This window comes from Comamonas badia DSM 17552 (assembly GCF_000484635.1).
GTDB lineage: Bacteria > Pseudomonadota > Gammaproteobacteria > Burkholderiales > Burkholderiaceae_C > Comamonas_C > Comamonas_C badia.
Window position 1 is genome coordinate 116,481 of the sequence record NZ_AXVM01000003.1, and the last position, 13,127, is coordinate 129,607.

Below are 13,127 nucleotides of genomic sequence, written 5' to 3' on the forward strand. Positions count from 1 at the left end.
CAAATCGCCTTGTAACGCATGACTGATCAGCATTCAACGCTCATCAAACGAGAGCACTACGCGCGGCGTGAGCGGGCGGCACTGGCAGGTGAGCACGAAGCCGGCTTCGACCTCGGCCTTCTCCAGCGCGAAGTTGCGCTCCATGCGCACCTCGCCCTCGATGCGCCTGGCGCGGCAGGTGCCGCAGACGCCCGAGGTGCAGGAAAACGGCACCTCCAGCCCGGCCGCCGATGCCGCGTCGAGAATGCTCGCCTGCTCCTTGCTGAAGCTGAACTCGCGCTTGAGGCCATCGCGGATGATGGTGATGCTGGAGCGGTCGGCATCGCCCTCGGCCGCGCGGTGCTCCACCGCGCCGACCTTCTCGCCCGCCTGCAGCGCCACGCCAAAGCGCTCGATGTGGATGCGCTCGGCGGGCACGCCGGCGGCCTCCAGCGCGGCCTGCGCCTCGTCGTTCATCTGAAACGGGCCGCAGACGAAAACCTCGTCGATGCTGCGGGCCGGCACCACCTGCTGCAAAAAATCGCCCAGTTTGGCGCGGTCCATCAGCCCCATGTTGATCGGTGCGTCGGTATCCTCGCCCGAGAACACATGGTGCAGCGCGACGCGCGTGAGGTAGCGGTTCTTGAGGTCTTCCAGCTCCTCCTTGAACATCGTGGACTGCAGGCTGCGGTTGGCGTAGAGCAGCGTGAAGCGGCTGTGCGGCTCGCGCCCGAGCACGGTCTTCATGATCGAGAGAATGGGCGTGATGCCGCTGCCGCCGGCCACGCCGACGTAGTGGCGGTGCGCGGCCGGGTCGGTGGGCACGTAAAAGCGCCCCTGCGGCGCCATCACCTGCACCGTGTCGCCGGATTTCAGGTGCGTGTTGATCCAGTGCGAGAACTGCCCGCCCTGCACCTTGCGCACGCCCACGCGCAGCTCGCCGTCGTCGGCGCCGGCGCAGATCGAGTACGAGCGGCGCAGGTCCTGCCCATCGACCTGGGCGCGCAGCGTGAGGTACTGGCCCTGGATGAAACCGAAGACTTCGCGCAATTGAGGGGGCACATCGAACGAGACGATGACCGCCTCGGCCGTGTCCGGTTCAATGGCGCGCACGCGCAGGGGATGGAAGATGACGCTCATATCGGCTTGAAATGTTCGAACGGTTCGTGGCAGGCCAGGCACCGGTACAGCGCCTTGCACGGCGTGGAGCCGAAGGGCGCGATGCGCTCGGTATGCGTGCTTGCGCAGCGCGGGCAGGGCACGGGCGGCTGGCGGCGGCGGGTGATGCAGATGGGCTTGGCGCCTTCGAGCGGCACCGGACCGGGCGGCGCAATGCCGTAGTCACGCAATGCCGCCTTGCCCTTGGCGCTGATCCAGTCCGTCGTCCAGGCGGGCGCGCGCTGCAGCACGGTGGCGATGGGGCCGAGCCGCGCGGCTTGCAGCGCGGTCTTCACATCGTGCGCGATGACCTCGGTCGCGGGGCAGCCGGAATAGGTCGGCGTGAGCACCACCTCCAGCAGCGCGCCGTTTTCGCGCACCTCGCGCACCACGCCCAGGTCGCACAGCGAGATCACCGGGATTTCCGGGTCCTGCACCGTTTCCAGCACCTGCCACGCGGCCTGCACGCGCGCGCTGGGCTGCCGTTGCTGCAGGACGCTCACCACGCGCCTCCGGGGTAGCTGCGCTGCAGGTACTGCATCTCGGCGAGGATGAAGCCCATGTGCTCGCTGTGCACGCCGCGCTTGCCGGTGCTGCGGAATTTGATATCACCCTCGGGCACGGCCAGATCGGCCGCGGCGAGGATCTGCGCCATCTCCTGGCGCCACTCGGCCTCCAGATCGGCCCAGCGCGGGCCCAGGCCGCTGGCCTGAGCAGCATCGTCCACCGCGTCGGTGTCGAACAGTTCGGCGGTGTAGGGCCAGAGCTGCGCCAGCGCCGCCTGCATGCGCTGGCGCGATTGCTCGGTGCCGTCGCCCAGGCGCACCACCCAGTCGGCCGCATGCTGCTGGTGGTAGCGCGCCTCCTTGATCGCCTTGCCGGCGATCGCGGCCAGTTCGCGGTCGCTGGAGCTTTCCAGCCGCTGCCACAGCAGCTTGAGCAAGGTGGCCAGCATGGCGTTGCGCAAACAGGTGAAGGCGAAGTCGCCGCGCGGCAGCTCGGCCATGGTGACGTTCAGGAAATCGCCCTCGCCGCGCAGAAACGCGAGCTGGTCTTCATCGTGCCCGCGGCCATCGACCTGGCCGGCGCGGGTCAGCACGCCGCGCGCCTGGCCCAGCAGATCCAGCCCCATGTTGGACAGCGCGATGTCTTCCTCAAGAATCGGCGCGTGGCCGCACCATTCGGTGATGCGCTGCGCCAGGATCAAACAGGTATCGGCCACGCGCAGCAGGTACTGCACCTGGGGCTCCTTGCCAATGCGGATGCTTTGCATGTCAGCTCCTTGCCTCACATGTGGTTCACGGCCGCGGGCAACGTGAAAAAGGTGGGGTGGCGGTAGACCTTGTCCTCGGCCGGATCGAAGTACATGTCCTTGTCGGCCGGGTCGCTGGCGACGATCGCGCTCGACGGCACGACCCAGATGCTGGTGCCTTCCTGGCGCCGGGTGTAGACGTCGCGCGCCATCTGGATCGCCATCTTGGCGTCGGAGGCGTGCAGGCTGCCGCAGTGCTTGTGGTCCAGCCCGGCGCGCGAGCGCACGAACACTTCCCAGAGCGGCCATTCGGTGGAAGCGGGTGTAGGGGTTGTCATGGTGTTTGCTCTTTCATTTGTTGCTTGCTCCTTCCCCCTCTGGGGGAAGGTGGGGATGGGGGCTTGGCGTCCATAGCGGGCGCTGCTCGCCCCCACCCCTGCCCTCCCCCAGCGGGGGAGGGATTGAAAACCGTCATGCCACAGCGCGCTCGCGCCCTGCCTCCTTGGCCGCATGCGCCAGCGCCGCCTCGCGCACCCAGGCGCCGTCGTCCCAGGCCTTGACGCGGGCGGCCAGGCGCTCGCGGTTGCAGGGGCCGTCGCCGCCCACCACGCGCCAGAACTCGTCCCAGTCGATCACGCCGTGGTCGTGGTGCTGGCGCTCCTCGTTCCACTTCAGATCGGGGTCGGGGAGCTGCACGCCCAGCACCTTGGCCTGATCGACGCAGGCGTCGATGAACTTCTGGCGCAGCTCGTCGTTGGAATTGCGCTTGATGCCCCAGCGCATCGACAGCGCGCTGTTGGGCGACTGGTCGTCCGGCGGGCCGAACATCATCACCGACGGCCACCACCAGCGGTTGACCGAATCCTGCACCATCGCGCGCTGCGCGTCCGTGCCCTGCTGCATCATCACCAGCAGCGCGTCGAACCCCTGGCGCTGGTGAAAGCTCTCCTCGCGGCAGATGCGCACCATGGCGCGCGCATACGGCCCGTAGGAGCAGCGGCACAGCGGCACCTGGTTCATGATGGCCGCGCCATCGACCAGCCAGCCAATCGTGCCCACATCGGCCCAGCTGAGCGTGGGGTAGTTGAAGATCGAGCTGTACTTGGCGCGGCCGCTGTGCAGGGCATCGAGCATCTGGTCGCGGCTGGTGCCCAGCGTCTCGGCGGCGCTGTAGAGGTACAGGCCGTGGCCGGCCTCGTCCTGGATCTTGGCCAGCAGGATGGCCTTGCGTTTGAGCGTGGGCGCGCGCGTCACCCAGTTGCCCTCGGGCAGCATGCCGACGTATTCGGAATGCGCGTGCTGGCTGATCTGGCGCACCAGCGTCTTGCGGTAGTGGTCGGGCAGCCAGTCCTTGGCCTCGATGAATTCGCCGGCGTCGATGCGCGTGTCAAAGCGCTGCTGCAGCGCCTCTTCCTGCGCACTGGCTGGCGCCGCGGCCTGCAGCGGCTTGCCCATGGTGTCCATGGCCTGGGTGTACATAGGATCTCCTGGAAAGGGAGTGGATCAGTGGTGGCGCCGGTCGATCACACGCCGGGCCTTGCCGACAAGCGTGCGCTCTATGGAGCCCGAGGGCAGCACCGACACGCGCGTGGAAACCCCGACCATGGTCTTGATGCGGTGCTGCACCCAGCCCTGGATGGCCTTGACCTCGTCGGCCGCGGCATGGCTGGTTTCGGGATGCAGTTCACACAGCACCTGCACCTCGTCGAGGTTGCCGTCGCGCGTGACGGTGATCTGGTACTGACCGGAGAGCTTCTCGTGCTGCAGCACGATTTCTTCGATCTGCGTGGGGAACATGTTGACGCCGCGGATGATGAGCATGTCGTCCGAGCGGCCGACGATCTTGCCCATGCGCCGGAAGCTGCGCGCCGTCGGCGGCAGCAGGCGCGTCAAGTCGCGCGTGCGGTAGCGCACGATGGGCAGGCCTTCCTTGGTCAGCGTGGTGAAGACCAGCTCGCCCTCCTCGCCATCGGGCAGCACCTCGCCGGTCTCGGGATCGATGATTTCGGGGTAGAAATGGTCTTCCCAGATCACCGGCCCGTCCTGCGTTTCTATGCACTCGTTGGCCACGCCCGGGCCCATCACTTCCGACAGGCCATAGATATCGACCGCCTTCAGGCTGGAGGTGTTCTCCACCTCGCGGCGCATGGCCTCGGTCCAGGGCTCGGCGCCGAAGATGCCGACCTTGAGCGAGCTCTTCTTCGGGTCCAGCCCCTGGCGGATGAACTCCTCGATGATCACCTGCATGTAGGACGGCGTGACCATGATGATGTCGGGGTGGAAGTCGTTGATCAGCTGCACCTGCTTCTCGGTCTGGCCGCCCGAGACCGGGATCACGGTGCAGCCCGCGCGCTCGGCGCCGTAGTGCGCGCCCAGCCCGCCGGTGAACAGGCCGTAGCCATAGGCGACGTGGATGATGTCGCCCGGGCGCCCGCCCGAGGCGCGGATGGAGCGCGCCACCAGATCGGCCCAGGTGGCTATGTCCTTTGCCGTGTAGCCCACCACCGTGGGCTTGCCCGTGGTGCCCGACGAGGCGTGGATGCGCGTGATTTGCTCGCGCGGCACGGCGAACATGCCGAAGGGGTAGTTGTCGCGCAAATCCTTCTTGGTGGTGAAGGGGAATTTGGCCAGGTCGCTCAGCTGCTGGAGGTCGTTCGGGTGCACGCCCTTGGCGTCAAACGCCTGGCGGTAATGCGGCACGTGGTCGTAGGCGTGCTGCAGCGACCAGCGCAGGCGTGTGAGCTGCAGCGCGGCGATCTCGTCGCGGCTGGCGGTTTCTATCGGTTCCAGGTCGCCGGGCTCGGGGCGAAAAACGGTCATTGAAAGTCTCCTTGTCTGGTTGTCGTGGTGCAGGGTCAAGCGCTGGGCAGATCGACCGCCGGCTTGCCCTTCATGCGGTAGGAGCGGCCGCGGAACACCGCCACCAGCTCGCCGCGCTGGTTGTGCACGTCCACGTCGTACACGCCGGTGCGTCCGGCCTGCTGCACCTCGCGCGCCTGCGCGGTCAGCACGTCGCCCTCGCGCCCGGGAGCGACGAAGTCGATCGTCACGCCCGAGGCCACGGTCAGCTCATTGCCGGCGTTGCAGGCAAACGCAAACGCCGAATCGGCCAGCGTGGTGATCATCCCGCCGTGGCAGGTGGCGTGGCCGTTGAGCATGTCGGCGCGCACCGTCATCGTCACCGTGGCGCGGCCGGGGCCTATGGCCGTCACCTGCATGCCCAGCGCACGCGTGGCGCGGTCGTTTTCAAGCATCAGCGCGCGCACCTGCTCGGCAAGCTGCTGGGGGTCAAGGGTTGGTGTCATCGCAGGCGTTCAACGGTCGGTGAATCGGGGGGCGCGCTTCTGGGCAAAGGCCTGCACGCCCTCCTGGTAATCGTGGGCAAAGCCCAGCGTGCGCTGCAGCGCGGCTTCGTGTTTCAGGGCGCCTTCAAAGTCGCTTTGCGCACCGGCATCCAGCGCGCCGCGGATGGCCACCAGCGCCTGGGTCGGCATGCCCGCCAGGCGCGCGGCCAGCGCCTGCGCGCTGGCGGCCAGCTCGTCATCGGGCACGCTGCGCCAGATGAGGCCGATGCGCGCCGCCTCCTCGGCCGGCAGCTTGTCGCCCAGCAGCGCCAGGCCCAGCGCCTGCGCGCGGCCCACCAGGCGCGGCAGCAGCCAGGTGCCACCGCTGTCGGGCACCAGGCCAATCTTGGAAAACGCCTGGATGAAGCTGGCCGAACGCGCCGCCACCACCAGATCGCAGGCCAGCGCAATGCTGGCGCCCGCGCCCGCCGCCACGCCGTTGACCATGGCCACCACCGGCACCGGCATGCTGCGCAGGCGCAGCAGCAAAGGCACGTAATGCCGTTCGATCGCCACGCTCAGATCCTTGGGCGCGGCGCCCGGCGCGGGGTCTGGCGCGACCTCGGGATCGGCCAGATCCTGCCCGGCGCAGAACGCGCGCCCGGCGCCCGTCAGCACCACGCAGCGCACGCTGGCGTCATCCGCCGCGGCATGGAGCGCCGCCAGCAGCTGCTGGTGCAGTTCGCCGGTGAAGCTGTTGAGCTGCGCCGGCCGGTTGAGCGCGATGGTGCGCACGGCGGCATCGTTGGAGACGAGAACCAGGGGGTCGGACATGGGCGATACGGGTACGGATGGCTGAAAAAGAAAAACCGACCAGGAAAACATAATTGACCGATCGGTCGGTAAATCATAAACTCTCGGGCTGCCTTGGCGCAAGCCCTTTCACCCCCGTAAAAACCCTAGGAGACGGTTCCCATGTCGCTGTTCGACACCCACCGCGCGCTGCTCGACGGCGCGCTGAGCGCCCTTGCCACGCGCGCGTTCTGGACGCCCTTCCCCGAGATGCCCTCGCCCAAGGTCTATGGCGAAACCGGCCAGGCCGACGGCATCGCCGCCGCCAACGCGCTGCTGGGCAAGGATTTCCCGCTCACGCAGCCGGGCGAAGTCGGCCGCATCGCCACCGAGCAATCACCCTACGGCGTGGCGCTGGACGTACGCTACCCCGAATGCACGGCCGATGCCTTGATCGCCGCCGCCCAGGCCGCCGAGCCCGCCTGGCAGGCGCTGGGCGCGCAGGGGCGCGTGGGCGTGCTGCTGGAAGCGCTCACGCGCATCCACAAGCGCAGCCACGAGATCGCGCATGCCGTGATGCTCACCACCGGCCAGGGCCCGATGATGGCCTTCCAGGCCGGCGGCCCGCACGCGCAGGACCGCGCACTCGAAGCCATCGCCTACGCCTGGAAGGCCATGGCCGACGTGCCCGCCCAGGCGCGCTGGGAAAAGCCGCAAGGCAAGAACCCGCCGCTGGTGATGCACAAGCACTTCGAGATCGTCGGCCGCGGCGTGGCGCTGGTGATCGGCTGCGCCACCTTCCCCACCTGGAACACCTACCCCGGCCTGTTCGCCGCGCTGGCCACCGGCAACCCGGTCATCGTCAAGCCCCACCCCAATGCGGTGTTGCCCGCCGCGATCACGGTCGCCATCCTGCGCGAGGTGCTGGCCGAGCAGGGACTCGATCACAACCTCGTCCTGCTGGCGCTGAGCAACGACCCGGCGCACACCCAGGCGCTGGCGCAAAGCCCGGCGGTCGCCAGCATCGACTTCACCGGCAGCACCGGCTTCGGCCACTGGCTGCGCGACCACGCCCCGCAGGCGCGGCTGTACGCCGAGATGGCGGGCGTGAACAGCGTCATCATCGATTCCACCGACCAGTACGCCGCGATGCTGAACAACCTGGCGTTCACGCTCACGCTCTACAGCGGCCAGATGTGCACCACCACGCAGACGATTTACGTGCCCAGGGACGGCATCGCCACCGATGAAGGGCACAAGCGCTTTGAACAAGTGGGGCAAGACCTGGCGGCTGCCGTGGACAAGCTGCTGAGCAACCCCAAGGTCGCCACCGCCGTGCTCGGCGCGGTCTGCGCGCCCGAGACCGTGGAGCGCATAGTCGCCGCGAGCAGCAAGGGCCAGCTGCTGCTGGCCTCACGCACTCTCGATAATCCCGAGTACCCCAAGGCGCGCATCCACACCCCGGCCATCGTCGCCCTCACGCAGGCCGACCGCGCCACCTGGGGCAGCGAGTGCTTTGGCCCCGTCTCCTTCGTCGTCGCCACCGACTCGCGCGAAGCCTCGCTGCAGCAGGCCGAAGCCACCACCCGCGAGCAGGGCGCGCTGACGCTGGGCGTGTATTCCACCGACCGCGCGGTGATCGACCGCACCGTGCAGCTCAGCCTGCGCGCCCGCGTGGCGCTCTCGATCAACCTCACGCAGGGCGTGTACGTGAACCAGTCGGCCGGTTTCTCCGACTACCACGCCACCGGCGGCAACCCGGCGGCGACCACCAGCTACACCACGCTGGCCTTCGTCGCCGATCGCTTCGTGGTGGTGCAGCGGCGCGAGCATGTGTGAACACACGGGAATATAGTCATTCACGGCTGAAGCCGCTCCTACAATGGGTGTAATGCTATTTTTGTAGAAGTTGGTTAGCCACGAAAGCTGCGACTTTGGCGTCGTGCGCTTCCAGCAGCTGCCAGCCTCAGACATGCGCCGGTGTTTTGCCTTGCGCACGCCGGGCAGTTTGGCTTTTGGGTTTTGTGACCGTGATGGTCGGCGCCATGCCGGCCGCCGCCGCCATATCCATCAGCGCATCGAGCGAGAACAGATTGACCTTGCCGCGCACCAGGTCGGAGATGCGCGGCTGCGTCACGCCGAAGAGCTCTGCCGCCTGCGCCTGCGTGATGCCTTGCTGGCGGATGGCTTCGGTCAGCGCCATCATCAGGCCGGAGCGGGCACTCATGCTGGCAGCCTGCTGCGGCGTGTCTTCGATGGCATCCCATACGCTGGCGAATCGTTGTGCACTTGTCATGAGGCAGGCACTTTCACTCAGGCGCTTGCCTTGGGCCAACCGATTTCAATCTTGCGGTGCTGCGCCACACAGTCGCGCAGGTAGAGATTGATCAGGCTCTGGTAAGGCACACCCGACTCTGCGGCCATGGCCTTGAAGTATTCGACCACGTCGCCCGAGAGCCGCATGGAAACCGGCGTCTTCAGCCGCGATGCGTAGGGGTTGCGGCGCGATTTCATTTTGGAAAGATCGTATTCAGCCTTCATATCACGCTCCTGGGTAAAGCTGGCGCTCACGTGCCGTGGCACGGCGCGCCGAGATGATGCGCAGCACGTCGCCATCTTCACGCTCGCAGTGGCAGACGATCAAGAGCCTGGCCATTGCGCTCAGGCCCAGCATCAGGAATCGATCTTCATCGCTGGAGTGCGCCTCATCAAAAAATTGCACGGCAAATTCGTCGTAGAAAACCGACTGCGCCTCTTCGAAAGAAACGCCGTGCTTTTTGAGGTTGGCGGCTGCCTTGGATGGGTCCCATTCAAAACGAATCACCCATACATTGTATGGATGGGTGATGCGAAATCAAGCTCAGCTACCCCCGCCAGGCCTGCCCCCCATCCGCCAGCGCCACCGGCTGCGCGCGGCCCAGGGCTTCGAGGGTGGCAAGCAGCGTGGGCAGGCCCTTCTTCCAGGCGCCGCGCCCCTTGAAGGCGGCTTCGATCGCGGCCAGCGGCAGCGGGGCTTTGCTGCTGGCCAGCAGGGCGGCGACGGCGCGCACCTGTTCGGGCAGCGTAGCGGGCCAGGGCAAGGCGGGTTTTTGCTCTTGTTTTAATAGTGAAATTTCACCATTCAAATCGGCTTTTAACGCTTGCCCATACTGCGCGAGCAGCTCCTGGGATTGAGGCAATTTTTGTGGATTCTGGAACGCCGGGCGCAGCCAGCGGACGTGCCCCTGCGCCTCTTCCTGCGCGCGGCGGGTGTTGAGCTGCACCAGGTGCTGCAGCACGGCATCGGTGCTGGTATCCGAAGGCAGGCCGTAGGCGGCGAGCACGGCGGCGTCGAGTTCGTCGTGCAGCTCGCGCAGCACGCCGACCAGGCCCTGGGTGTGGAGGGCCTTTTCCTTGGCGGAGAGCGCGCGGCCTTCGCGCAGCGCGGCGAGCACGTTGTACAGGCCGGTGAGGGTCACTTCCTGCTCCTTCCCCTTTGGGGAGAGCGCCCCTTCTTGCTCACTCCCCTCTCGGGGGAGCGCCTCTTCTGACTCCCTCCCCCTCTGGGGGAGGGCAGGGGTGGGGGCGTGCGGCGATGCATCAGGCACCGCGCCCATGGATGCGCACCAAGCCCCCATCCCGGCCTTCCCCCAAAGGGGGAAGGAGTCGTGGCCCAGCACGCGCTTGCGGTGCGCGTCGATTTTTTCGGCCAGCTCGGCGATGGTGGCGTGCAGCGACGGCGTCAGGCCGGTGTCTTCGCCGGGGAAGGGGAAGGTTTCGAAGCAGGTGGTTTTGACGTAAACCGGGCGATCTTCCAGTGTGCTGCCAGCCGCCATCGCCCAAACGATGTGCAACTGGCTGGAGAGCACGCCGAGCGCAAAGGCATCGTCGAGCGCGATGGCGACGAGTTTGTTGTCCGGCAGGATGCTGGCGTCCAGAAATTGGAAGGTGCGGTGCTTGGCGGTTTCGACGATGGCGATGTAGCGGGGCAAGTGGGCGAGTTGCTGGCGCAGCTTTGGATTTGTTTCGCCAAACAGCCACCAGTTCTTGCGGCGGCTTTCGCGGTTGTTCTGATCGCGCTCGGGTTTGACGCGCTCCAGCAGCCATTGGTAGGCGGCGGGGTAGCGGTCGCGCAGTTGCTCGCTGCTCAGGCCGAAGGCGTCGATGACCAGCACGCCGCGCGGTTTGTCGGTCAGGTCGCGGCCGTTGCGGTAGGGGCGGATCAAGGGCGGCTGGCCCCCACCCCCGCCCTCCCCCGGCAGGGGAGGGAGTAAAGCCGCGGCTTCTTCGGGGGTGACGATGAAGCCTGCGCCAAACAGTTGCACGCCGCGGTTGCTCAGGTTCTGGTTGGCGCGCAGCGCCTGCGCCGCCGCCACGTTGGCACCCACGCTCAGGTCGGCGTGGATCAGGCCGGTTTGCGCGCTCAGCGTCACCGCCATTTCACCGTGCTCGCCCGCCACTTCGTCGGTCACGCTGAGCAATTCGCCTTCGCCACTGCCGCTGGCCAATACCGTCATCGCAATGCGCACGGCCGCGCCGTTGGCGCTGTCCACCCAGGGGTGGTCGGGGATGGCTATGGCCAGATGCGTGTCCGCAGCCAGCGCCGCCTGCACCACACGGCGATTGAAGGTCTGGCGCAGGCTGTTGGTGGTGATCAGGCCCATGCGCTGCGCCTGGCCGCTGGCGACTTGCTCGGCCGCGTGCTGCCACCAGTGCATCACGAAGTCGGCGCTTTCGGGCACCTCTTTCCACACGCCGCGCAGCGCCTGCACATAGCCATCGCCCAGCGCGGCGCGCATGCTGGCCGCGCCGATGAAGGGCGGGTTGCCCACGATGAAATCCGCCTGCGGCCACTCGGCTTTGCGGGCGCCGATGTAGCGCCACTGCGGCAGTTGCGCGGCCTCGTCGGGCACGCGCTCGCCGGTCACGGGGTGGGTTTTGTACGTGACGCCATCCCAGCGGCTGAGCAGGCGTCCGGCATCGTCGTGGGCGGGCTCCACGCCGTCCCAGGCCAGCACCGCGTCGCGGTGTTCGATGTTGCCGTAGTTGTGGACGACAGGCTCGGCCACGCTGGCCAGGCCGCGCGTGCGCACATGCCACTGCAGCCAGCCTATCCACAGCACCAGTTCCGCCAGCGCGGCGGCGCGTTCGTTCAATTCGATGCCCAGCAACTGGCGCAGGGTGACGGTGTCGCCCTCCAGGCCCAGGCTGTCCTGCGCCTCGCCCAGCTCCTGCAACTGGTTGAGCACCTCGCCCTCCAGGCGCTTCAGGTGCTCCAGCGTCACGTACAGAAAGTTGGCGCTGCCGCAGGCCGGGTCAAGCACGCGCACCTGGCACAGGTGGTGGTGAAAGGCGCGCACCTGCGCACGGGCGGCGGCCATTTTTTCGTCGGCCGCCTTGCCCTGCAGAACGGCGGCTTCGTGCGCCAGCACCAGCGCGGCGGCGCGGGCGTTGCTCCACTCTGCGCGCAGCGGCTCGATGACGGTGGGCAGCACCAGGCGCTCGACATAGGCGCGCGGGGTGTAGTGGGCGCCCAGGGCGTGGCGCTCGGTGGGGTCGAGCGCACGCTCCAGCAGCGTGCCGAAGATGGCGGGCTCCACCTCGCGCCAGTTGGCGTGCGCGGCTTCGATGAGCAGGTCGATCTGCGCGGGGGTGAGCCGCAGGCTGTAGCCGTCCTGCCCCGCGCCCTTGAAGAGCTTGCCGTTGAAGCGCAGCAAGGGTTTGGCGAGTGCGACGGAAAAACCGCCGCGGTCCATGTCGGCCCACAGGGCCTGCAGCATCTGCCGCAGCGCGGCGGGGTCGTCGCGGTGGCGGCGCAGCAGGTCTTCAAATGCACCTTCGGGCAGCAGGCCGACGTCTTCGGCAAACATGGAAAACAGGCAGCGGGTGAGGTAGGAGGCTACTTTTTCGGCGCGTTGGGGTGCTGCCCCCTCACCCCTGCCCTCTCCCCCACGGGGGAGAGGGAGTGAACTGCCGGTATTCGCTCCCTCTCCCTCTGGGAGAGGGCTGGGGTGAGGGCTGCTGGCGTCGCCACCCTCCAGCGATTTCGCCAGCCGCGCCAAGAGCTGCGCCACGCCGCGCGTGACCTGAGCGCTGATGCGCGCGGGGTTGAGGCTTTCGGGGTCTGTCCAGATGCGCTTGAGCCGCTCGCGCACGGCTTCATTCGCCAGATCGGCCAGGCGGATGCGGTGGCTGCGCGGGTCGGGGTAGGGCGTGTAGGTGGCGCCGCTGCGGCTGAATTCGGCGTACAGCTCAATCACGGTGCCCACATCCACCACGATCAAAAACGGCGGGCGGCCTTCGCCCGCGGGCAGCGCGCGGGCGTAACCCTCGGCCTGGCTGCGGGCGCGCAGCAGGCCGTCGTCAAAGCCGCGGGTGGTGGCGGCGGCCTTGAGCTTTTTGGCCTCCAAAACGAAGTGCCCGCGCTTGTAGCAGTCGATGCGCCCGCTGCTGCTGCTGCCGTCGCCATGCGCGAAGGTGATCGGGCGCTCGAACATGTAGTCGAGTGCTTCGGTGGCGTGGGGCTTGTCCACGCCCAGCAGCGCGCACAGCTCCAGCGTGAAGCTCTGCGCGGTGGCCAGTTCACTCGCCGCGCTGCCCTGCCAGCGGGCGATGAAGGCGGCGGCTGATGCGTCAGCGGGGCTGGTTTCGGTGGTCATGAAAGGGGATGATAGAGACGCCGG

13 protein-coding genes are annotated in these 13,127 nt (G+C 67.5%); 1 reads left to right on the plus strand and 12 read right to left on the minus strand.

Annotated elements, in window-relative coordinates:
* Nucleotides 1-33: 33 nt before the first annotated feature.
* From paaE to K320_RS0107485, 8 genes are all read right to left on the minus strand, one after another.
* Complete coding sequence (gene paaE, locus K320_RS0107450; protein WP_024538206.1) at nt 34-1,119, minus strand: 1,2-phenylacetyl-CoA epoxidase subunit PaaE; 1,086 nt, start codon at nt 1,117-1,119, stop codon at nt 34-36.
* Nucleotides 1,116-1,640, minus strand: a complete 525-nt coding sequence (gene paaD, locus K320_RS0107455) for a 1,2-phenylacetyl-CoA epoxidase subunit PaaD (protein ID WP_245593842.1) — start codon at nt 1,638-1,640, stop codon at nt 1,116-1,118. Before paaD ends, paaE begins: the two co-directional genes overlap by 4 nt.
* Nucleotides 1,637-2,410 carry a 1,2-phenylacetyl-CoA epoxidase subunit PaaC gene (paaC, locus tag K320_RS0107460; RefSeq protein WP_024538208.1) on the minus strand — a complete coding sequence of 258 codons (774 nt, stop codon included), beginning with the start codon at nt 2,408-2,410 and terminating at the stop codon, nt 1,637-1,639. The genes paaD and paaC overlap by 4 nt, the downstream gene beginning before the upstream one ends.
* Nucleotides 2,411-2,424: 14 nt before the next feature.
* Nucleotides 2,425-2,727, minus strand: a complete 303-nt coding sequence (gene paaB / locus K320_RS0107465) for a 1,2-phenylacetyl-CoA epoxidase subunit PaaB (RefSeq protein ID WP_024538209.1) — start codon at nt 2,725-2,727, stop codon at nt 2,425-2,427.
* 133 nt (nt 2,728-2,860) lie between these two features.
* Entirely contained in the window at nt 2,861-3,868 is a 1,008-nt protein-coding gene (paaA, locus tag K320_RS0107470) for a 1,2-phenylacetyl-CoA epoxidase subunit PaaA (RefSeq protein WP_024538210.1), read from the minus strand.
* A gap of 24 nt (nt 3,869-3,892) precedes the next feature.
* Nucleotides 3,893-5,209, minus strand: a complete 1,317-nt coding sequence (gene paaK / locus K320_RS0107475) for a phenylacetate--CoA ligase PaaK (protein WP_024538211.1) — start codon at nt 5,207-5,209, stop codon at nt 3,893-3,895.
* Between the two features lie 35 nt (nt 5,210-5,244).
* The gene (paaI, locus tag K320_RS0107480; protein WP_024538212.1) at nt 5,245-5,694 is read right to left on the minus strand and encodes a hydroxyphenylacetyl-CoA thioesterase PaaI; all 450 of its coding nucleotides are present in this window, start codon (nt 5,692-5,694) and stop codon (nt 5,245-5,247) included.
* A gap of 9 nt (nt 5,695-5,703) precedes the next feature.
* Nucleotides 5,704-6,507: an enoyl-CoA hydratase-related protein gene (locus K320_RS0107485; protein ID WP_024538213.1), complete on the minus strand. Its 804-nt coding sequence runs from the start codon at nt 6,505-6,507 to the stop codon at nt 5,704-5,706.
* Nucleotides 6,508-6,648: 141 nt separating this feature from the next.
* Between K320_RS0107485 and paaN the strand changes: the two genes are divergently transcribed.
* Nucleotides 6,649-8,304 carry a phenylacetic acid degradation protein PaaN gene (gene paaN, locus K320_RS0107490; RefSeq protein ID WP_024538214.1) on the plus strand — a complete coding sequence of 552 codons (1,656 nt, stop codon included), beginning with the start codon at nt 6,649-6,651 and terminating at the stop codon, nt 8,302-8,304.
* A 127-nt stretch (nt 8,305-8,431) separates the two neighbouring features.
* Here the strand turns inward: paaN and K320_RS0107495 are convergent, their stop codons facing one another.
* Genes K320_RS0107495 through K320_RS0107510 form a run of 4 tightly spaced genes read right to left on the minus strand, consistent with a single transcriptional unit; the run spans nt 8,432 to nt 13,103 of the window.
* Complete coding sequence (locus K320_RS0107495; RefSeq protein WP_024538215.1) at nt 8,432-8,761, minus strand: helix-turn-helix domain-containing protein; 330 nt, start codon at nt 8,759-8,761, stop codon at nt 8,432-8,434.
* Nucleotides 8,762-8,778: 17 nt separating this feature from the next.
* Nucleotides 8,779-9,006 carry a BrnA antitoxin family protein gene (locus K320_RS0107500; RefSeq protein ID WP_024538216.1) on the minus strand — a complete coding sequence of 76 codons (228 nt, stop codon included), beginning with the start codon at nt 9,004-9,006 and terminating at the stop codon, nt 8,779-8,781.
* 1 nt (nt 9,007) lies between these two features.
* Nucleotides 9,008-9,289, minus strand: coding sequence for a BrnT family toxin (locus tag K320_RS0107505; protein WP_024538217.1), 282 nt, complete (start codon nt 9,287-9,289; stop codon nt 9,008-9,010).
* A gap of 40 nt (nt 9,290-9,329) precedes the next feature.
* Nucleotides 9,330-13,103: a class I SAM-dependent DNA methyltransferase gene (locus K320_RS0107510; protein ID WP_024538218.1), complete on the minus strand. Its 3,774-nt coding sequence runs from the start codon at nt 13,101-13,103 to the stop codon at nt 9,330-9,332.
* Nucleotides 13,104-13,127 lie beyond the last annotated feature (24 nt).